24 protein-coding genes are annotated in these 17,667 nt (G+C 69.6%); 21 read left to right on the forward strand and 3 right to left on the reverse strand.

What is annotated here, in order from left to right:
• Nucleotides 1-7: 7 nt before the first annotated feature.
• Both rfbC and rfbA read right to left on the reverse strand, forming a co-directional pair.
• Nucleotides 8-613: a dTDP-4-dehydrorhamnose 3,5-epimerase gene (rfbC, locus tag ACIGG8_RS18480; protein ID WP_396549174.1), complete on the reverse strand. Its 606-nt coding sequence runs from the start codon at nt 611-613 to the stop codon at nt 8-10.
• Nucleotides 610-1,485: a glucose-1-phosphate thymidylyltransferase RfbA gene (rfbA, locus tag ACIGG8_RS18485; RefSeq protein ID WP_350519901.1), complete on the reverse strand. Its 876-nt coding sequence runs from the start codon at nt 1,483-1,485 to the stop codon at nt 610-612. The genes rfbC and rfbA overlap by 4 nt, the downstream gene beginning before the upstream one ends.
• An 83-nt stretch (nt 1,486-1,568) precedes the next feature.
• Here rfbA and rfbB point away from each other — a divergent pair, with 83 nt between their 5' ends.
• The 8 genes from rfbB (at nt 1,569) to ACIGG8_RS18525 (ending at nt 8,058) form a co-directional block, all read left to right on the forward strand.
• Entirely contained in the window at nt 1,569-2,546 is a 978-nt protein-coding gene (gene rfbB / locus ACIGG8_RS18490; protein ID WP_350519902.1) for a dTDP-glucose 4,6-dehydratase, read from the forward strand.
• On the forward strand, nt 2,543-3,457 hold the full coding sequence (gene rfbD, locus ACIGG8_RS18495) for a dTDP-4-dehydrorhamnose reductase (RefSeq protein ID WP_396549177.1): 915 nt from the start codon (nt 2,543-2,545) through the stop codon (nt 3,455-3,457). Before rfbB ends, rfbD begins: the two co-directional genes overlap by 4 nt.
• Entirely contained in the window at nt 3,454-4,773 is a 1,320-nt protein-coding gene (locus ACIGG8_RS18500; RefSeq protein WP_396549179.1) for a hypothetical protein, read from the forward strand. The genes rfbD and ACIGG8_RS18500 overlap by 4 nt, the downstream gene beginning before the upstream one ends.
• 109 nt (nt 4,774-4,882) lie before the next feature.
• Nucleotides 4,883-5,275 carry a DUF2304 domain-containing protein gene (locus ACIGG8_RS18505; protein ID WP_360254645.1) on the forward strand — a complete coding sequence of 131 codons (393 nt, stop codon included), beginning with the start codon at nt 4,883-4,885 and terminating at the stop codon, nt 5,273-5,275.
• Nucleotides 5,272-6,051: a glycosyltransferase family 2 protein gene (locus ACIGG8_RS18510; protein ID WP_350519906.1), complete on the forward strand. Its 780-nt coding sequence runs from the start codon at nt 5,272-5,274 to the stop codon at nt 6,049-6,051. Before ACIGG8_RS18505 ends, ACIGG8_RS18510 begins: the two co-directional genes overlap by 4 nt.
• 7 nt (nt 6,052-6,058) lie before the next feature.
• Complete coding sequence (locus ACIGG8_RS18515) at nt 6,059-6,952, forward strand: glycosyltransferase (protein WP_350519907.1); 894 nt, start codon at nt 6,059-6,061, stop codon at nt 6,950-6,952.
• A 48-nt stretch (nt 6,953-7,000) separates the two neighbouring features.
• Entirely contained in the window at nt 7,001-7,690 is a 690-nt protein-coding gene (locus tag ACIGG8_RS18520; protein WP_350519908.1) for a glycosyltransferase family 2 protein, read from the forward strand.
• Nucleotides 7,687-8,058 carry a DUF2304 domain-containing protein gene (locus ACIGG8_RS18525; RefSeq protein WP_350519909.1) on the forward strand — a complete coding sequence of 124 codons (372 nt, stop codon included), beginning with the start codon at nt 7,687-7,689 and terminating at the stop codon, nt 8,056-8,058. Before ACIGG8_RS18520 ends, ACIGG8_RS18525 begins: the two co-directional genes overlap by 4 nt.
• Before the next feature lie 83 nt (nt 8,059-8,141).
• On the opposite strand, the gene ACIGG8_RS18530 is transcribed toward ACIGG8_RS18525, so the two are convergent.
• A complete protein-coding gene (locus tag ACIGG8_RS18530; protein ID WP_396549182.1) occupies nt 8,142-9,353 on the reverse strand; it encodes an acyltransferase family protein in 1,212 nt (403 codons plus the stop codon).
• A gap of 334 nt (nt 9,354-9,687) precedes the next feature.
• Between ACIGG8_RS18530 and ACIGG8_RS18535 the strand changes: the two genes are divergently transcribed.
• The 13 genes from ACIGG8_RS18535 (at nt 9,688) to rplN (ending at nt 17,666) form a co-directional block, all read left to right on the forward strand.
• Nucleotides 9,688-11,502 carry a hypothetical protein gene (locus tag ACIGG8_RS18535; RefSeq protein ID WP_396549184.1) on the forward strand — a complete coding sequence of 605 codons (1,815 nt, stop codon included), beginning with the start codon at nt 9,688-9,690 and terminating at the stop codon, nt 11,500-11,502.
• A 393-nt stretch (nt 11,503-11,895) separates the two neighbouring features.
• On the forward strand, nt 11,896-12,204 hold the full coding sequence (rpsJ, locus tag ACIGG8_RS18540; protein WP_012785157.1) for a 30S ribosomal protein S10: 309 nt from the start codon (nt 11,896-11,898) through the stop codon (nt 12,202-12,204).
• Nucleotides 12,205-12,218: 14 nt separating this feature from the next.
• Entirely contained in the window at nt 12,219-12,866 is a 648-nt protein-coding gene (gene rplC, locus ACIGG8_RS18545) for a 50S ribosomal protein L3 (protein ID WP_207810335.1), read from the forward strand.
• A 4-nt stretch (nt 12,867-12,870) separates the two neighbouring features.
• A complete protein-coding gene (rplD, locus tag ACIGG8_RS18550) occupies nt 12,871-13,548 on the forward strand; it encodes a 50S ribosomal protein L4 (protein WP_350519912.1) in 678 nt (225 codons plus the stop codon).
• A complete protein-coding gene (rplW, locus tag ACIGG8_RS18555; RefSeq protein ID WP_030280768.1) occupies nt 13,548-13,865 on the forward strand; it encodes a 50S ribosomal protein L23 in 318 nt (105 codons plus the stop codon). The genes rplD and rplW overlap by 1 nt, the downstream gene beginning before the upstream one ends.
• Before the next feature lie 46 nt (nt 13,866-13,911).
• Nucleotides 13,912-14,748 (forward strand): 50S ribosomal protein L2, encoded by an 837-nt coding sequence (rplB, locus tag ACIGG8_RS18560; protein WP_030232466.1) that lies wholly within the window; start codon nt 13,912-13,914, stop codon nt 14,746-14,748.
• An 11-nt stretch (nt 14,749-14,759) separates the two neighbouring features.
• Entirely contained in the window at nt 14,760-15,041 is a 282-nt protein-coding gene (rpsS, locus tag ACIGG8_RS18565) for a 30S ribosomal protein S19 (RefSeq protein ID WP_030280772.1), read from the forward strand.
• 58 nt (nt 15,042-15,099) lie between these two features.
• A complete protein-coding gene (rplV, locus tag ACIGG8_RS18570; RefSeq protein WP_030280773.1) occupies nt 15,100-15,447 on the forward strand; it encodes a 50S ribosomal protein L22 in 348 nt (115 codons plus the stop codon).
• The gene (rpsC, locus tag ACIGG8_RS18575) at nt 15,447-16,271 is read left to right on the forward strand and encodes a 30S ribosomal protein S3 (protein WP_030055823.1); all 825 of its coding nucleotides are present in this window, start codon (nt 15,447-15,449) and stop codon (nt 16,269-16,271) included. Before rplV ends, rpsC begins: the two co-directional genes overlap by 1 nt.
• 5 nt (nt 16,272-16,276) lie before the next feature.
• Entirely contained in the window at nt 16,277-16,696 is a 420-nt protein-coding gene (gene rplP / locus ACIGG8_RS18580) for a 50S ribosomal protein L16 (protein WP_030232476.1), read from the forward strand.
• Nucleotides 16,696-16,920, forward strand: a complete 225-nt coding sequence (rpmC, locus tag ACIGG8_RS18585) for a 50S ribosomal protein L29 (RefSeq protein ID WP_030232478.1) — start codon at nt 16,696-16,698, stop codon at nt 16,918-16,920. Before rplP ends, rpmC begins: the two co-directional genes overlap by 1 nt.
• Entirely contained in the window at nt 16,920-17,192 is a 273-nt protein-coding gene (rpsQ, locus tag ACIGG8_RS18590) for a 30S ribosomal protein S17 (protein WP_030280777.1), read from the forward strand. Before rpmC ends, rpsQ begins: the two co-directional genes overlap by 1 nt.
• Nucleotides 17,193-17,294: 102 nt before the next feature.
• Entirely contained in the window at nt 17,295-17,666 is a 372-nt protein-coding gene (gene rplN, locus ACIGG8_RS18595; RefSeq protein ID WP_030232481.1) for a 50S ribosomal protein L14, read from the forward strand.
• The last annotated feature ends 1 nt before the right edge of the window (nt 17,667 follow it).

A 17,667-nucleotide genomic window follows, 5' to 3' on the forward strand; every position in this document is an offset into this window, starting at 1 on the left:
CGGGACCTCAGTCCTGCTGGGTGCGCAGGCTCTCGGTGAACGCCTTGCAGGTCTCGTACGTCGGCAGCAGGCCGGAGGAGATCGCCTCCGCCAGCGACGGCGCGGCCTCGTCCCGGGCCGACAGCAGCGGCTCCTCGGCCGGCCACTCGATGCCCAGGTCGGGGTCGAGCGGGTGGACCGAGTGCTCGCCGGTCGGGTTGTACGTCTCGGAGCAGAGGTACGAGAGCGTGGCGTCGTCGGTCAGCGCGCAGAAGCCGTGACCGAGGCCCTCCGGGATGTAGACCGCGCGGCGCTCCACGTCGTCGAGCCGCACGCCCTCCCAGCGGCCGAAGGTCGGCGAGCCGACCCGCAGGTCCACGATGACGTCGAGCACGGCGCCGCGCACGCAGGTCACGTACTTGGCCTGGCCGGGCGGCACGTCGGCGAAGTGGATGCCGCGCACCACGCCGCGCGAGGAGACCGACAGGTTGGCCTGCGCCAGCCGCAGCGGGTGGCCGACGACCTCGGCGAGGCGGTCGAAGCGGTACCACTCGGTGAACATGCCGCGCGGGTCGCCGTGCAGCTGAGGGGTGATCTCGATCAGGCCCTCGATGCTCAGTTCGCGGAACTTCACCGGGCGTTCTCCTCGTCCAGCAGGGCCAGCAGGTACTGTCCGTAACCGCTCTTCAGCAGCGGCTCGGCGAGCTCGCGCAGCTGCTCGGAGCTGATCAGGCCGGCCCGCCAGACAGCCTCCTCGATGCAGCCGATCTTGAAGCCCTGGCGCTCCTCGATGACCCGGACGAACTCCGAGGCCTGCACCATCGAGACGAAGGTGCCGGTGTCCAGCCAGGCGGTGCCGCGGTCCAGGATCGTGACGTTCAGCTCACCCTTGCGCAGGTAGGCGTCGTTGACCGCGGTGATCTCCAGCTCGCCGCGCGCGCTGGGCTTCAGGCCGCGGGCGATCTCCACGACCTGGTTGTCGTAGAAGTAGAGACCGGGGACGGCGTAGCGGGACTTCGGCTTCTCGGGCTTCTCCTCGATGGAGATCGCCTGGCCGTGCTCGTCGAACTCGACCACGCCGTACGCGGTCGGGTCGGCCACCGGGTAGGCGAAGACCCGGCCGCCGGGGGCGTCGGTGTGCTCGGCGAGCCGGGTGCCGAGGCCGCTGCCGTGGAAGATGTTGTCGCCGAGGATGAGGGCGACGGACTCGTCGCCGATGAAGTCCGCGCCGAGCACGAAGGCCTGGGCGATGCCCTCGGGCTTCTCCTGGACGGCGTACTCCAGCTTGAGGCCGAGCTGCGAGCCGTCGCCCAGCAGGCGTTCGAACTGCTCGCGGTCGGCCGGGGTGGTGATGATCAGGATCTCGCTGATGCCCGCCATCACCAGGGTGGACAGCGGGTAGTAGATCATCGGCTTGTCGAAGACCGGGAGCAGCTGCTTCGAGACCGCCCGGGTGAGTGGCCACAGGCGCGAGCCGGTCCCGCCGGCCAGGAGGATTCCACGCATGCGAGCAGCTTAAGTGAGAGTCGGACGGGCCCTGTCCTGGGCCGTTCGAGGGGGCCGATCGGCGACGGTAGACTACGCGCATTATGCGCATCCTCGTGACCGGCGGCGCCGGATTCATCGGTTCGGAGTTCGTCCGTCAGCTCCTCGGAGCGGACGAGAGCGCCCGGATCACCGTCTTTGACAAGCTCACCTACTCGGGAGTCCTGGAGAACCTGGCCCCGGTGGCCGACCACCAGGGCTACACCTTCGTCCAGGGCGACATCTGCGACGCGGACGCCGTCGACCAGGTCATGCCGGGCCACGACGTGGTGGTGCACTTCGCCGCCGAGTCGCACGTGGACCGCTCGATCGCCGGCGCGGGCCCGTTCGTCGTCACCAACGTGCTCGGCACCCAGGTCCTGCTGGACGCCGCCCGCAAGCACGGCGTCGGCCGCTTCGTCCACGTCTCCACCGACGAGGTCTACGGCTCGATCAGCGAGGGCTCCTGGACCGAGACCTGGCCGCTGGCCCCGAACTCCCCGTACTCGGCCTCCAAGGCCGGCTCCGACCTGCTGGCGCTGGCGTACCACCGCACCCACGGCATGGACGTCGTGGTGACCCGCTGCTCCAACAACTACGGGCACTACCAGTTCCCGGAGAAGGTCATCCCGCTGTTCACCACCAACCTGATCGACGGCAAGAAGGTGCCGCTGTACGGCAACGGTGGCAACATCCGCGACTGGCTGCACGTGGCGGACCACTGCCGCGGCATCGAGCTGGTCATGCGCGGCGGCCGCGCCGGTGAGGTCTACAACATCGGCGGCGGCACCGAGGTCACCAACAAGGAGCTGACCGGCCTGCTGCTGGAGGCCGCGGGCGCCGGCTGGGACATGGTCGAGTACGTCGAGGACCGCAAGGGCCACGACCTGCGCTACTCCCTGGACATCAGCAAGATCCGCGAGGAGCTCGGCTACGAGCCGCAGGTGTCCTTCCCGGACGGCCTCGCCGCGACCATCGCCTGGTACCGCGAGAACCGCGCCTGGTGGGAGCCGCTGAAGCAGAAGGCGGCCCTGGCGAAGTGACCGCGAACGCCACCGGCCGGGTCCGCTGGCTGGTCACCGGCGCGGCCGGGATGCTCGGGCAGGACCTGCTGTCGGTGCTGGCCGCCGACCCGACCGCCGAGATCACCGCGCTGCGCCGGGCGGACCTCGACATCACCGACGCGGCGGCCGTACTGGCCGCCGTCGAGGGCCACGACATCGTGGTCAACTGCGCAGCGTGGACGGACGTCGACGGTGCGGAGACCGAGGAGGAGGCCGCCACCGCCGTCAACGGCACCGGCGTGCGCCACCTCGCCGCGGCCTGCGCCAAGACCGGCGCCCGGCTGCTGCACGTCTCCACCGACTACGTCCTGCCGGGCGACGCCACCGAGCCCTGCCCGGAGGACGCCCCGACCGCACCGGTCAACGCCTACGGCCGCAGCAAGCTGGTGGGGGAGCAGGCCGTCGCCGAGCTGCTCCCCGAGCACGGCTACGTCGTGCGCACCGCCTGGCTGTACGGCGAGCACGGCCCGAACTTCGTGGCCACCATGCTCAAGCTGGCCGCCCAGCGGGACACCCTGGACGTGGTCGACGACCAGCACGGCCAGCCCACCTGGTCGTACGCGCTCGCCGTCCGCCTGGTCGAGCTCGGCCGGGCCGCGCTCGGCGGACGGGCCCCGGCCGGGGTCTACCACGGCACCGCGAGCGGCCGGACCACCTGGTTCGGGCTGGCCCGCGAGACCTACGCGCTGAGCGGGCTCGACCCGGAGCGGATCCGGCCGACCACCTCGGAGGCGTTCGTCCGCCCGGCCGTCCGCCCCGCCTTCAGCGTGCTGGGCCACGACCGCTGGGCCGCCGCCGGGCTGGCGCCGCTGCCCGAGTGGCGGGCCATGCTGGCCGACGCCCTGGAGCGCTCGGCCTTCCGGGCGCTGCGCACCGCGGCGGAGCGGTGAGCGGCGTGCTCGGCCGACTGACGCGCGCGCTGCCGCCGGGACTGCTGGCGGTCGGCGTCGGGACGGTCACCCTCGGGGGCGCCTCGTACGTGCACCTCGGGGTGGCCGGGCACGCGCTCGACCGCCAGGCGATCGCCGACGTCAACGTCCTGTGGACGATCGCCATGGCGTTCGCCCTCGGACTGTTCTTCCCGGTCGAGCAGGAGCTGACCCGGGTCATCGCCGCCCGCGCCGCCCGGGGCGAGGGCGCGGCCCCGGTGCTGCGCAAGGCGACCGTGCTGACCGGCGGGCTGCTGCTGGTGGTGCTCGCCGCGCTGGGGGCGTTCTCCCGCCCGCTCGCGGACACGTTCTTCCACGGCGACCGGAGCCTGGTGGTGGCCCTGGCCGCCGCCTTCGTCGGCCCGGCCGCCTGCTACCTGACCCGCGGGGTGCTGGCCGGTCTCGGACACTTCGGTGCGTACGGTCTCCAGCTCGGCCTGGACGGCGTCCTGCGGATCGCCCTCTCGGTCGGCCTGCTGGTGGCCGGTGTGCACTCGGCGCTCGCGTACAGCCTGGTCCTGGCCGTCTCCCCGGTGCTGGCCATGCTCGTCAGCCTGCCGCGGACGCTGCGGATCGCCCTGCCCGGTCCGGCCATCGGCTGGCGGGAGCTGTGCAGCGGGCTGGGCCTGCTGACCGTCTCCTTCCTGCTGGCGCAGTTCGTCGCCAACGCGGCGGTGCTCAGCATCAAGGTGCTGGCGCCCTCGCAGGCCGTCCTGGTCGGCGCGATCACCGGCGCGATGGTGCTCAGCCGGGTCCCGCTGTTCGTCTTCGGCGCGCTGCAGGCCTCGCTGATGTCGGGGCTGTCGACGGCCGCGTCGACCGGCGACCGGGTCGGCTTCCGCAAGCTCCTCACCAAGACCTGCGGCATCGTGACCGCCCTCGGGGTCCTCGGCGGGGTGCCCGCCGTGGTCCTGGGGCCATGGATGATTCACGTCGCGTTCAACGCGGACCGGCATGCTCTGGGCCCGGTGGACTTCCTCTGGCTCTCGGTGGGCACGCTCGCCTACCTGCTCGCCACGGTGGTCGGCCAGGCCGTCATCGCCCGCGGCCACCACCGCCGGCAGCTGCTCGGGTGGGTGCTCGGCACCGCCGCGCTGCTGCTGATCACCTGCCTGCCGGGCGCCCCGGCGACCAGGGTCGAGGCCGCGTACACCGTCGGTCCGCTGGTGGTGCTCGTGGTCATGTTGCTGGCGCTGCGCGGCGACGGTAGCGTGCGCGGCGCCGGTACGGACACCGCGCAGGTCACGGTCTCTCCCGACGCGGTCTCCGCGAGCTGATCACGATGTCGTCAGCGCTCCCCCCGCGGCCGTCCCGCGGTACCGGAGCCCCTAGCATGTGCCCCATTCACCCCCATGCCTCACCGACGCGTGAAAGGCGAGACCCATCGTGCAGCTGAGTGTGCTGACTTCGATCACCGGCGTGCTGGTGCTCGTGTGGATCCTGGAGCTGCTGCGCCGCCAGCAGCTCCGGGAGAAGTACGCGGCCCTCTGGCTCGCCATCGGCGTGGTGATCGCCCCGCTGGGCTTCTTCCCGCGGCTGCTGGACTCGACCGCACGGCGGCTCGGGGTCGCCTCCGGCGTCAGCCTCGTGCTGTTCGCCGGCTTCGTGCTGGTCCTGCTGGTCTGCGTGCACCTCAGCTGGGAGACCAGCCGACTGGAGGCCGAGACCCGCACGCTGGCCGAGGACGTCGCGATGATGCGCGCCCACCTCGCCGAGCACCACGACTTCCCGATTGCCCGCTCGGGCAGCGACGTGAACGACCCCGAGGTGAAGGCATGATCGACGGCAAGCGGGTACTCATCATCCTCCCCGCCTGGAACGAGGCCGAGGGCCTGCCGAAGATCCTCCGCGAGATCCAGCAGAAGCTCCCCGGCGTGGACACCCTGGTCGTCGACGACGGCTCGACGGACAGCACCGCCGCCGTCGCCGCCGCCTGCGGCTCCCGGGTCGCGCAGCTGCCGTACAACCTCGGTGTCGGCGGCGCCATGCGCTTCGGCTACCGCTACGCGCACCTGCACGACTACGACGTCGCCATCCAGTGTGACGCCGACGGCCAGCACGACCCGGCCTACGTGCCCGCGCTGCTGGAGAAGCTCCGCGACGAGGCCGACCTGGTCATCGGCGCCCGCTTCGCCGGCGAGGGCTCGTACAAGGTGCGCGGCCCGCGCTCCTGGGCGATGAAGCTGCTCTCGGTGGTGCTGTCGCGGGTCGCCAAGACCCGGCTCACCGACACCACCTCGGGCTTCAAGGCCTGCAACAAGCCGATGATCGAGTTCTTCTCGCACTGGTACCCGGTCGAGTACCTGGGCGACACCATCGAGAGCATGGTGGGCGCCGCCCGCTGCGGCTTCGTCATCCGCCAGGTCCCGGTCGCGATGCGCGAGCGGACCACCGGCACGCCCTCCGCCTCCCCGATCAAGGCGACGATCTACCTGGCCCGGGCCGGCCTGGTGCTGCTGCTCGCCCTCATCCGCCGCATGCCGGCGAACGTGAAGGCGATCGAGCCCGCCACCCGCGCCGCCGCCCGCCGGCCCGAGCTCATTGGCAAGGTCTAGGTACCCGATGTCCCGTTTCGAGATCCTGATGCCGTACTACGGCGACGTCCGGCTGATGCAGGACGCGGTCCGCAGCGTGCTGGCCCAGGACGGCGACGACTGGCGCCTCACGGTCGTCGACGACGGCAAGGAGCCGGACGTCCCCGGCTGGTTCGAGTCCCTCGCGGACCCGCGGGTCCGGTACCTGCGCAACGAGTCCAACCTCGGCGTCAGCGGCAACTTCAACCGCTGCGTCCAGCTCGCCGAGTACGACTACCTCGTGCTCATGGGCTGCGACGACCTGATGCACCCCAACTACCTGAAGGTGGTCCGGGACGCGCTGGAGCGCTTCCCGGAGGCGGGCATGGTCCAGCCCGGCGTGCTGGTCATCGGCGCCGACGGGAACCCGGTCGGCAGCCTCGCCGACACCGTCAAGCGCCGGCTGTACGCGCCGAAGGACCCGGGCCCGCTGCTGATGTCCGGCGAGCCGCTCGCGATGAGCCTGATGCGCGGCGACTGGCTGTACTTCCCGTCCGTGTGCTGGCGCACCAAGGACATGCAGGCGACGAGCTTCCGCGCGGACCTGGGCGTCATCCAGGACCTCGCGATCATCGTCGACCTGCTCCTCGCGGACGTCTCCCTGGCGGTCGTGCCCGAGGTGTGCTTCAGCTACCGCCGGCACGCCGTCAGCGAGTCCTCGGTCACCGCCTTCACGGGCAAGCGCTTCGAGGAGGCCCGCCGCTTCTTCCGGGAGACCGCGGACCGGCTGGACGGCCACGGCTGGCACCGGGCGGCCACCATCTCCCGCCGTTTCGTCTCCTCGCGGCTGCACGCGCTCAGCATGATCCCCGCGGCCGGCCGCAAGGCGGGCCTGCGGGGTGTCGGGGCGATGCTGAGCCACGTGGCCGGTCGCCGGGCCTGACCCGTGAGATCCCTCCAGCAATTCCGTCCCAGCGCCCAGGAAGCGACCATGTCCCAATACGACGACGTCTGGCTGGTGATCCCCGCCTACAACGAAGGCCAGGTGATCGCCGATGTGGTGGAGAACGCCCGCAAGACGTTCCCGAACATCGTCGTGGTCGACGACGGGAGCACCGACGGCTCGGCCGAGCACATCATGACCACGGGTGCCCACCTGGTGCGGCACCCGGTCAACCTCGGCCAGGGCGCCGCCCTGCAGACGGGGCTCTCCTACGCACTGCAGCAGCCCGGCGCCCAGTACTTCGCCACCTTCGACGCGGACGGCCAGCACCAGACGCACGACGTCGAGAAGATGGTCGCCGTGCTGCGCGACGGGACCGCGGACGTCGTCCTCGGCTCCCGCTTCATCGAGCAGTCCGAGCAGGTCCCGATGATCAAGCGCGTGGTGCTCCGCACGGCGGCCGCGGTCAGCCCGACCGCCCGCAAGCTGAAGCTCACCGACTCGCACAACGGGCTGCGCGTGATCAACCGCGAGGCGGCCTCCCAGCTGCGGATCACCATGAACGGGATGGCCCACGCCTCGGAGATCGTCGGCCTGCTGGCGAAGTCCTCGCTGCGCGTGGTGGAGGTCCCCGTGGACATCCTCTACACCGACTACTCACGCGCCAAGGGCCAGTCCCTGATCAACGGCGTCAACATCCTCTTCGACATCTCGCTCCGGGAGCGTGGCCGGCGATGAAGTACTTCTGGATCCAACTGGTGCTGGTGCTGGGCGCCGGCACCGCGGCGCTCATCTTCATCCGGCGCTGGGACCGGACCAACACCAGGGCCTGGAAGCGCATCGCCTTCGTGCTGTTCGTGCTCGCGAACATCTACGCGGTGCTGCGTCCGAACGACGTCACCTGGGTCGCGAACCGGTTCGGCGTCGGCCGCGGCACCGACCTGGTGCTGTACCTGATGGTGCTGGCGCTGGCCTTCCTGGCGCTCAACACCTACCTGCGCTTCCGCTCCCTGGAGAAGAAGCTCACCGACATGGCCCGCACCGTCGCCATCACCGAGGGCGCGCGGCTCAACCAGGAGCGCTTCGACGAGAAGGTCTCCGGCTAGCTCCCGGCGGTCCCCGGCGGACCGAACGGACCGGGCCCGGTACGCGCACTGCGTACCGGGCCCGGATCCGTTTCGGGGGCGGATCAGGTCGAGACCTGCGACAGGGGCCGGGCCGGCTCGGCGGCCGGCGGCTGCTCCTGCCGCGGCGGCTTGCGCAGGCCCAGGTCCTTCAGCTTCAGCGCGGGCTTCTCCACGGCGTACCAGGAGCAGAACGCCGCGGTGACCGAGAGCGCCACCGAGGCCGCCGTGTAGGTCCAGTAGCCGTGCTTGTTGACGCCCCAGAGGGCGAGGCACTGCTGGATCGGGAACGCGTAGATGTAGACCCCGTACGACAGGTCGACCTTGGTGCCGACCTTGGTCAGCGGGCCGGGCATCCGGCAGGCGAGCCAGATCAGCAGGTAGGCGAAGGCGGGCAGGCCGAACAGGGTGAAGCCGCCGAACCGCGCGGTGCCGAGGAAGACCACCGCGGCCAGCACGCCGGCCGGGTCGTTGATCGGCAGGCGCTTCTTGTACAGCTCGGCGAGCGCGCCGAGGCCGAACATGAAGGTCAGCGGGATGAACATGTCCAGGCTGATCGGGCCGAGGAACGGCAGCTGCCAGCCGGTGAGGCCGGTCGGCGCGTACTCGGGGGCCCGCAGCAGGTGGAAGCCGGACGCCAGGTGGACCATGTACCCGTACAGCCCGAGGACCATCAGGGCGACCGCCCAGCGCGCCCGCCGCAGCACGCCGACCGCGGCCAGCGAGACCACCAGCAGGTAGCAGAGCACCTCGTACGCCAGCGACCACACCGAGCCGTTGAAGGCGGTGGGGTGCGGCACGTGGTCGAGCAGCCCGGAGATCCCCCACTGGTTCACTCCGATCGACCAGTTGGCCTCCAGGTACGCCAGCGGGCCCTGCGGGTGCGACCAGAAGCCGGCCAGCCGGCCCTGGTGGTACGCGACGACCGGGGCGACCACGAACGCCGTCAGCAGCAGGCAGGCCCAGAGGCCGGGGAGGATGCGGATCGCCCGGTTCCACAGGAAGCGGGCCGGGCTCAACCGCATGCCGCTGCGGGTGATCAGCAGCCCGGAGAGCACGAAGAAGCCGCTCACCGCGATCGCTCCGACGTTGGTCTGACCGCGGCTCTCCAGCAGCCCGAGGTCGGGCTTGCCGAGCCCGAGCGGCATCGCGTGGGCGAAGATCACGGCGAGGGCGAGGACGAGCCGCAGGAGGCCGAAGCCGTTCTTCCGTCCGAGGGCCTCGGCCAGGGGCGGACTGGCCGTCAGAACCGATCTCTTGCGTGCGGTGTGCGACATGGGCGGGGGACTCCGGGCCGGTGGTCTTGGGCGGACGAGGACTGAGCGCAGCTCACCCTATCCGCCGGGGTCCCGCTCCCCCCGGGGCGGGAAGGGGCCCGTGACGGCCGGGCGGCACGCCATGACACGCTCTTCGCGGTGCGATTACCATGAGTCCCGGCCCGGGCCCGGCACCGCCGAGGGCGATGATCGATCCGCCGGACGCCCACAGCACTTCAGGAGTTTCGGCCGACCTGTGCCGATCGGGCGCCCGGCCGCCGCCCGCAGAGCTCGCCCGCATCCGGCGAGTCGGTCCGACCCGCGGCAGTGTGCCGCTTCACGGAAGCGAAGAGACATGACGGATTTGGCCCCGGACGTCGTCGGCGGCCGTGCCAACGCACCCGACGACGAGGCGACCACGGCGTCCTCCGACGGATCGCCGAGCGGCCGCCGGGCCGACCGCTTCTCACGGTGGACCGAGAAGCGCTGGTTCCTCCCGTTGGCCGAGGCCGTGGTCAGCGTCGGCGTCGCGGTCGGCTTCATGCTGCTGTGCACCCACATCAGCGTCAACCCGACCACCCGGATCGGCCAGGTCAGCGGCCTCGCCAAGATCCAGCAGTACGCCGCCCTGCTCGGCATCCCCGTCCTCGCGGTGCTGCTGCTGCTCGCCTACCGCGGGACGCTGCGCTACTACCGGGTCGCCCAGCGACTGGCGTGCGCCGCCGTCGCGGGCCTGGGCACCGGCGTCGTGGCCGGCGGCATCGTGGTCGCCCTGCACGGCACCCCCTGGGGCCTCGGCGGCCAGGAGGGCGACCCCGGCAACCTCATGGGCATGGCCAACGACATGCTGCGCGGCCAGGGCCTGCCCGGGGTGTACCCCCCGCTGTTCCCGGCCCTGCTCGCCGTCTGGGCCAAGTTCTTCCACAACGGCATCGCCGGCGTGGGCCACGCCCTCAAGGACCTGCAGCTGATCCTCAGCGCGCTGGTCGGCCCGATGGCCTACCTCTCGTGGCGGATGCTGCTGCGCCCGTTCTGGGCGATGGCGGTCGCGGTGCCGACGTCGATCGTCTTCCTCGACCCGATCCGTCCGTACAGCCACGGCTCCATGCTGGTGCTGCTGCCGCTGCTGGCGGCCTGCTTCCGCGAGATCCGCCGGGCCGGCGAGCTGTCGACCCGCTCCGCGGTGCTGCGCGGCCTCGGCTTCGGTGCCGCGTTCGGCGTGATGTTCCTCTGGTACTCGGGCTGGTACCTCTGGGCGGCGCCGGGCTCGTTCATCCTCGTGCTGATGCTCTTCCCGTGGCGCCGCGGCCGCACGGCCCTCAAGCGCGCGCTGGTCTTCCTGGCGACCATGCTGGTCACCGCCGGCGTGATCGGCGCCCCGCTGCTGTACCAGCTGGCCCGCCTGGGCGCCTCCACGATGGACCGGTACGCCTACATCAACACCTACATCGACCCGGCCTACGTCATGGGCTGGGCGTCGGACCGCACCGGCGACCTGACCTACCACAACTGGCCGGGCAACGGTGACATCGCCGGGCAGACCGGCTTCGGCATCCTGCTGCTGGTCGCCGTGGGCATCGGTGTCGGCCTGGGCCTGCGCAACATGGTGGTCCGCACGGCGGGCTTCGTCCTCGCCGGCGCCTGGCTGCTGCGCTTCTGGTTCGCCTCCCACATGGAGCACAACCAGGCCGTCCAGCTGTACCCGCGGACGACCTGGATCATCCTCTACTGCCTGATGATCCTGGCGGTCATGGGCGTGATGCTGACCTACGAGCGCGGCTTCGGCTGGGTCCGCGACACGCTGCGCGAGGTGGCCCCGAGCCGGGCCGCGCGGATCTCGCCGCGGGTGATGTCGCAGCTGGCGGCCGGCCTGGTGTGCGCGCTCGCCCTGTTCGCCACCATGGGCGGCTCCTGGTCGGCGAACCGCTTCATGCCGTCCACCAACCCGGGCGTCGAGGACATGGGCCTGGACGCGCTGCGCGCCCACCTGCAGCAGCTCGACAACGGGGACTGCCCCAAGTACTCGCCGTACAAGGGCAAGCAGGCCTGCAACCCGGTCAACATGGACCTGGCCGAGTACACCTTCGGTCCGGACCAGGGCCACCTGTGGTGCGCCAACACGACCTCGAAGGACGTGGACGCCACCTGCGGGCGCCCGCCCAAGAACTGACCTGCGGGATCACCCCGTCGGGGCCGGTGAGGTACGCCTCACCGGCCCCGATTGGCATCCGGGCTGCTCCATGTGGCAGTATGTCCAAGTTGCTCGGTTGAGTGCCGATGCTGCGCGCCTCCCGCCGGGAGGACCGGAAGCGAGTCCCATCTACTCGTCGTTCCCGTGATGGCCGTCAAGCGTGAGTTCTACGCCACGGCAGCTGCGGGGCGAAAGTACGGGAATCTTCCGGGAAGCGTGTGCGGGGCCTCGATCCGGCACCCCTCACCCCGAAAGTTCGAAACCGACGAAGTATTTCGCCGGTTTTTTGCAAGCGCGAAGGCGACACGCCCGAGCGCGGGGGTCGGAGGGGGAGTCGTGCAGTGACTAAGGACAAAGGACTACTGAGTAGCCATGGCGGGACAGAAGATCCGCATCCGGCTCAAGGCCTACGACCACGAGGTCATCGACTCCTCGGCGAAGAAGATCGTCGAGACGGTGATCCGTACTGGTGCGCAGGTCGCAGGCCCGGTGCCGCTGCCCACTGAGAAGAACGTGTACTGCGTCATCCGCTCGCCGCACAAGTACAAGGACTCGCGCGAGCACTTCGAGATGCGTACTCACAAGCGTCTGATCGACATCCTCGACCCCACGCCGAAGACGGTTGACTCGCTCATGCGTCTCGACCTGCCGGCGGGCGTCGACATCGAGATCAAGCTCTGAGAGGCGCACCGAAGATGGCTAAGCAGATTAAGGGCATCCTGGGCGAGAAGCTCGGCATGACCCAGGTCTGGGACGAGAACAACCGGGTCGTCCCGGTGACCGTCGTCAAGGCTGGGCCCAATGTCGTGACCCAGGTCCACACCGCCGACAGCCCGGCCGGCTACAGCGCCGTCCAGCTCGGCTTCGGCGAGATCGACCCCCGCAAGGTGAACAAGCCCCTCGCGGGCCACTTCGCCAAGGCCGGTGTCACCCCGCGCCGCCACCTGGTCGAGATCCGTACCTCGGACGCGTCCGAGTACACCCTGGGCCAGGAGATCACCGCCGAGCTGTTCGAGGCGGGTGTCAAGGTCGACGTGACCGGCACCTCCAAGGGCAAGGGCTTCGCCGGTGTCATGAAGCGTCACAACTTCAAGGGTCTCGGCGCCGGTCACGGCACCCAGCGCAAGCACCGTTCGCCCGGTTCCATCGGTGGCTGCGCCACCCCGGGCCGTGTGTTCAAGGGCCTGCGCATGGCTGGTCGGATGGGCCACGAGCGTGTGACCACCCAGAACCTGACCGTGCACGCGGTCGACGCGGAGAAGGGTCTGCTGCTCATCAAGGGCGCCGTCCCGGGCCCGAACGGCGGCCTCGTCCTCGTCCGCACCGCGGCGAAGGGGCTGTGAGGAAATGAGCACCATTGACATCCTGTCGCCGGCTGGCGACAAGACCGGCAGCGTCGAGCTGCCGGCCGAGATCTTCGACGCGAAGGTCAGCGTTCCGCTGATGCACCAGGTCGTCGTGGCGCAGCTCGCTGCGGCCCGTCAGGGCACCCACAAGACCAAGACTCGCGGCGAGGTCCGCGGTGGCGGCAAGAAGCCGTACCGCCAGAAGGGCACCGGCCGCGCCCGTCAGGGCTCGACCCGTGCGCCGCAGTTCGCCGGCGGTGGCGTCGTGCACGGTCCCGTGCCGCGCGACTACTCGCAGCGGACCCCGAAGAAGATGATCGCCGCCGCCCTGCGCGGTGCGCTCACCGACCGGGCCCGCCACAACCGCATTCACGTCGTCACCGGCGTGACCGCGACCGAGGCGCCGTCGACCAAGGCCGCGAAGAGCCTGTTCGGCAAGATCACCGAGCGCAAGAACGTCCTCCTGGTCGTCGAGCGCGAGGACGAGCTGGGCCTGAAGTCCGCTCGCAACCTGCCGCACGTCCACATCCTGGACGCCGGTCAGCTGAACACCTACGACGTGCTCGTCTCCGACGATGTGGTCTTCACCCAGGCCGCCTTCGAGCGTTTCGTGGCCGGTCCGGTCGCGTCCGCCAAGGCCGTTGCCGCTGAGGGCGAGCTCGAAGGGAGCGCCGCCTGATGAGCGACGTTACGAGCAAGACGTTCACGGACCCCCGTGACGTCCTGGTGAAGCCGGTCATCTCCGAGAAGAGCTACAGCCTTCTCGACGAGAACAAGTACACGTTCATCGTGTCGCCGGGCGCCAACAAGACCCAGATCAAGCAGGCCGTCGAGGCGGTCTTCTCGGTCAAGGTCGAGGCTGTCAACACGATCAACCGTCAGGGCAAGCGCAAGCGGTCCAAGACGGGCTTTGGCAAGCGCAAGGACACCAAGCGCGCCATCGTGACGCTGGCCGAGGGCAACCGCATCGACATCTTCGGTGGTCCGGTCTCCTGAATAGGGAGATCGTGATCGTCGATTAGGACGAGGACGAGAGAGCCAAATGGGCATCCGCAAGTACAAGCCGACTACGCCGGGCCGTCGTGGCTCCAGCGTGGCCGACTTCGTAGAAATCACGCGGTCCACGCCGGAGAAGTCGCTGGTTCGCCCCCTGCACAGCAAGGGCGGCCGTAACAACGCCGGTCGTGTCACTGCTCGCCACCAGGGTGGCGGTCACAAGCGCGCCTACCGCGTGATCGACTTCCGTCGTCACGACAAGGACGGCGTGCCGGCCAAGGTCGCGCACATCGAGTACGACCCGAACCGCACCGCGCGCATCGCGCTCCTGCACTACGCGGACGGCGAGAAGCGCTACATCATCGCGCCGCGCGGCATCGCGCAGGGTGACCGGATCGAGAACGGCGCTGGCGCCGACATCAAGCCGGGCAACAACCTGCCGCTGCGCAACATCCCGGTCGGTACCACCATCCACGCTGTGGAGCTGCGTCCCGGTGGCGGTGCCAAGCTGGCCCGCTCCGCCGGCTCCGGCATCCAGCTGCTGGCTCGTGAGGGCAAGATGGCGCACCTGCGCATGCCCTCCGGTGAGATCCGCCTGGTTGACGCGCGCTGCCGCGCCACCGTCGGCGAGGTCGGCAACGCCGAGCAGTCGAACATCAACTGGGGCAAGGCCGGCCGCATGCGCTGGAAGGGCGTCCGCCCGACCGTGCGTGGTGTCGCCATGAACCCGATCGACCACCCGCACGGTGGTGGTGAGGGTAAGACCTCCGGTGGTCGCCACCCGGTCTCGCCGTGGGGTAAGCCCGAGGGCCGTACCCGTCGCCCGAACAAGGCGTCGGACAAGCTCATCGTGCGCCGCCGCAAGACCAACAAGAAGCGCTAGGAGCAGGTCAGATGCCGCGCAGTCTCAAGAAGGGCCCCTTCATCGACGGCCACCTCATCAAGAAGGTGGACGCTCAGAACGAGGCGGGTACCCAGAACGTCATCAAGACCTGGTCCCGTCGTTCCGTGATCTCGCCGAGCATGCTCGGTCACACGATCGCGGTCCACGATGGCCGCAAGCACGTCCCGGTGTTCGTCACCGAGTCGATGGTCGGCCACAAGCTCGGCGAGTTCGCTCCGACCCGCACCTTCCGTGGTCACGTGAAGGAAGACCGGAAGTCGAAGCGTCGCTAAGCGCCTGAGCTTGACGCGCCAAAACGACTCAATGACTTACTCCATTAAGGGGACAACCATGGAAGCCAGGGCTCAGGCGCGGTACATCCGCGTGACGCCCATGAAGGCCCGCCGCGTGGTGGACCTCATCCGTGGCATGAATGCCACGGAGGCCCAGGCCGTCCTGCGTTTCGCTCCGCAGGCAGCCACCGTGCCGGTCGGCAAGGTGCTCGACAGCGCCATTGCCAACGCCGCGCACAACTACAACCACTCCAACGTGGACGACCTCTACATCTCCGAGGCGTACGTTGACGAGGGCCCGACCCTGAAGCGGTTCCGTCCGCGCGCCCAGGGCCGCGCCTACCGGATCCGCAAGCGGACCAGCCACATCACCGTGGTCGTCAGCAGCAAGGAAGGGACCCGGTAATGGGCCAGAAGGTTAACCCGCACGGGTTCCGCCTCGGCATCAGCACGGACTTCAAGTCCCGCTGGTACGCCGACAAGCTGTACAAGGACTACGTCAAGGAAGACGTCGCCATTCGTCGCATGATGACGAAGGGCATGGAGCGCGCCGGCATCTCCAAGGTCGAGATCGAGCGCACCCGCGACCGCGTCCGCGTTGACATCCACACCGCGCGTCCCGGCATCGTCATCGGTCGCCGTGGCACCGAGGCCGACCGCATCCGCGGCGACCTGGAGAAGCTGACCGGCAAGCAGGTCCAGCTGAACATCCTTGAGGTCAAGAACCCCGAGCTGGACGCCCAGCTCGTGGCTCAGGGCGTCGCGGAGCAGCTGTCCTCCCGCGTCTCCTTCCGCCGTGCCATGCGCAAGTCGATGCAGGGCACCATGAAGTCCGGCGCCAAGGGCATCAAGGTCCAGTGCTCCGGTCGTCTCGGCGGCGCCGAGATGAGCCGTTCGGAGTTCTACCGCGAGGGTCGCGTGCCGCTGCACACCCTGCGTGCGAACGTCGACTACGGCTTCTTCGAGGCCAAGACCACCTTCGGCCGCATCGGCGTGAAGGTCTGGATCTACAAGGGCGACGTCAAGAACATCGCCGAGGTCCGCGCTGAGAACGCCGCTGCCCGCTCGGGCAACCGCCCGGCCCGTCCCGAGGGTGGTCGTCCCGCCCGCGGTGGCGAGCGCCGTGGTGGCGAGCGCGGTGGCCGTGGCCGCCGTCCCGCCGCTGCCGAGGCCCCCGCGGCCCCGGTCGCGGAGGCTCCGGCTGCCGAGAACACCGGAACGGAGGCCTGACCCCAATGCTGATCCCCCGTCGGGTCAAGCACCGCAAGCAGCACCACCCGAAGCGCCGTGGCGCTGCCAAGGGTGGCACCGAGCTGGCGTTCGGCCAGTTCGGCATCCAGGCCGTGACCCCGGCCTACGTGACGAACCGTCAGATCGAGTCCGCTCGTATCGCGATCACCCGTCACATCCGTCGTGGCGGCAAGGTCTGGATCAACATCTACCCGGACCGCCCGCTCACCAAGAAGCCGGCCGAGACCCGCATGGGTTCCGGTAAGGGTTCGCCGGAGTGGTGGATCGCGAACGTGCACCCGGGTCGGGTCATGTTCGAGCTGTCGTACCCGAACGAGAAGGTTGCTCGCGAGGCGCTCACCCGCGCCGCGCACAAGCTGCCGATGAAGTGCCGGATCGTCCGGCGCGAGGACGGTGAGAGCTGATGTCGGCCGCTACCAAGGCTGCTGAGCTTCGCTCGCTGGACAACGAGGGTCTCGTTGCCAAGCTGCGCGAGGCCAAGGAGGAGCTGTTCAACCTCCGCTTCCAGGCGGCGACCGGGCAGCTCGACAACCACGGACGGCTCAAGCTCGTCCGCAAGGACATCGCGCGGATCTACACCCTGATGCGCGAGCGCGAGCTGGGCATCGAGACGGTGGAGAACGCCTGATGACTGAGAACACCAACGAGACGCGCGGTTTCCGCAAGACCCGTGAGGGTCTCGTCGTCAGCGACAAGATGGACAAGACCGTCGTCGTCGCCGTCGAGGACCGCGTCAAGCACGCTCTGTACGGCAAGGTCATCCGCCGTACGAACAAGCTGAAGGCGCACGACGAGCAGAACGCGTGCGGCGTGGGCGACCGGGTTCTCCTCGCGGAGACCCGCCCGCTGTCCGCGACGAAGCGCTGGCGCGTCGTCGAGATCCTCGAGAAGGCCAAGTAACGAAGCCGATGAGGTACGGCCGTATGTGCACCGGGTCCGTTCAGGACGCCGGTGTGAGCAGCGGCCGGCCCGTCGACTCTCGTTGACGATCAGGAGAAAGCTGTGATCCAGCAGGAGTCGCGACTGCGTGTTGCCGACAACACTGGTGCCAAGGAGATCCTTTGCATCCGTGTTCTCGGTGGCTCCGGTCGCCGCTACGCCGGAATCGGGGACGTCATCGTCGCGACCGTCAAGGACGCGATCCCCGGTGGCTCGGTGAAGAAGGGTGACGTCGTCAAGTGCGTCGTCGTCCGCACCGTCAAGGAGCGTCGTCGTCCGGATGGCTCGTACATCCGTTTTGACGAGAACGCCGCTGTCGTGCTGAAGAACACCGAGGGTGACCCCCGTGGCACCCGCATCTTCGGCCCCGTGGGCCGCGAGCTGCGCGACAAGAAGTTCATGAAGATCATCTCGCTGGCGCCGGAGGTGCTCTAAC

It is taken from the genome of Kitasatospora sp. NPDC085464 (assembly GCF_044541955.1).
Lineage (GTDB): Bacteria > Actinomycetota > Actinomycetes > Streptomycetales > Streptomycetaceae > Kitasatospora.

Coding starts and splice junctions, on each gene's coding strand:
- ACIGG8_RS18525 (WP_350519909.1), top strand. CDS start 7,687: ATGAAGTACTTCTGGATCCAACTGGTGCTGGTGCTGGGCGCCGGCACC.
- rpsS (WP_030280772.1), top strand. CDS start 14,760: ATGCCGCGCAGTCTCAAGAAGGGCCCCTTCATCGACGGCCACCTCATC.
- rfbB (WP_350519902.1), top strand. CDS start 1,569: ATGCGCATCCTCGTGACCGGCGGCGCCGGATTCATCGGTTCGGAGTTC.
- rplW (WP_030280768.1), top strand. CDS start 13,548: ATGAGCGACGTTACGAGCAAGACGTTCACGGACCCCCGTGACGTCCTG.
- rpsJ (WP_012785157.1), top strand. CDS start 11,896: ATGGCGGGACAGAAGATCCGCATCCGGCTCAAGGCCTACGACCACGAG.
- ACIGG8_RS18510 (WP_350519906.1), top strand. CDS start 5,272: ATGATCGACGGCAAGCGGGTACTCATCATCCTCCCCGCCTGGAACGAG.
- rpmC (WP_030232478.1), top strand. CDS start 16,696: ATGTCGGCCGCTACCAAGGCTGCTGAGCTTCGCTCGCTGGACAACGAG.
- ACIGG8_RS18515 (WP_350519907.1), top strand. CDS start 6,059: ATGTCCCGTTTCGAGATCCTGATGCCGTACTACGGCGACGTCCGGCTG.
- rplB (WP_030232466.1), top strand. CDS start 13,912: ATGGGCATCCGCAAGTACAAGCCGACTACGCCGGGCCGTCGTGGCTCC.
- ACIGG8_RS18520 (WP_350519908.1), top strand. CDS start 7,001: ATGTCCCAATACGACGACGTCTGGCTGGTGATCCCCGCCTACAACGAA.
- ACIGG8_RS18530 (WP_396549182.1), bottom strand. CDS start 9,353: ATGTCGCACACCGCACGCAAGAGATCGGTTCTGACGGCCAGTCCGCCC.
- ACIGG8_RS18535 (WP_396549184.1), top strand. CDS start 9,688: ATGACGGATTTGGCCCCGGACGTCGTCGGCGGCCGTGCCAACGCACCC.
- rpsQ (WP_030280777.1), top strand. CDS start 16,920: ATGACTGAGAACACCAACGAGACGCGCGGTTTCCGCAAGACCCGTGAG.
- rpsC (WP_030055823.1), top strand. CDS start 15,447: ATGGGCCAGAAGGTTAACCCGCACGGGTTCCGCCTCGGCATCAGCACG.
- rplC (WP_207810335.1), top strand. CDS start 12,219: ATGGCTAAGCAGATTAAGGGCATCCTGGGCGAGAAGCTCGGCATGACC.
- rfbA (WP_350519901.1), bottom strand. CDS start 1,485: ATGCGTGGAATCCTCCTGGCCGGCGGGACCGGCTCGCGCCTGTGGCCA.
- rplP (WP_030232476.1), top strand. CDS start 16,277: ATGCTGATCCCCCGTCGGGTCAAGCACCGCAAGCAGCACCACCCGAAG.
- rplD (WP_350519912.1), top strand. CDS start 12,871: ATGAGCACCATTGACATCCTGTCGCCGGCTGGCGACAAGACCGGCAGC.
- rplV (WP_030280773.1), top strand. CDS start 15,100: ATGGAAGCCAGGGCTCAGGCGCGGTACATCCGCGTGACGCCCATGAAG.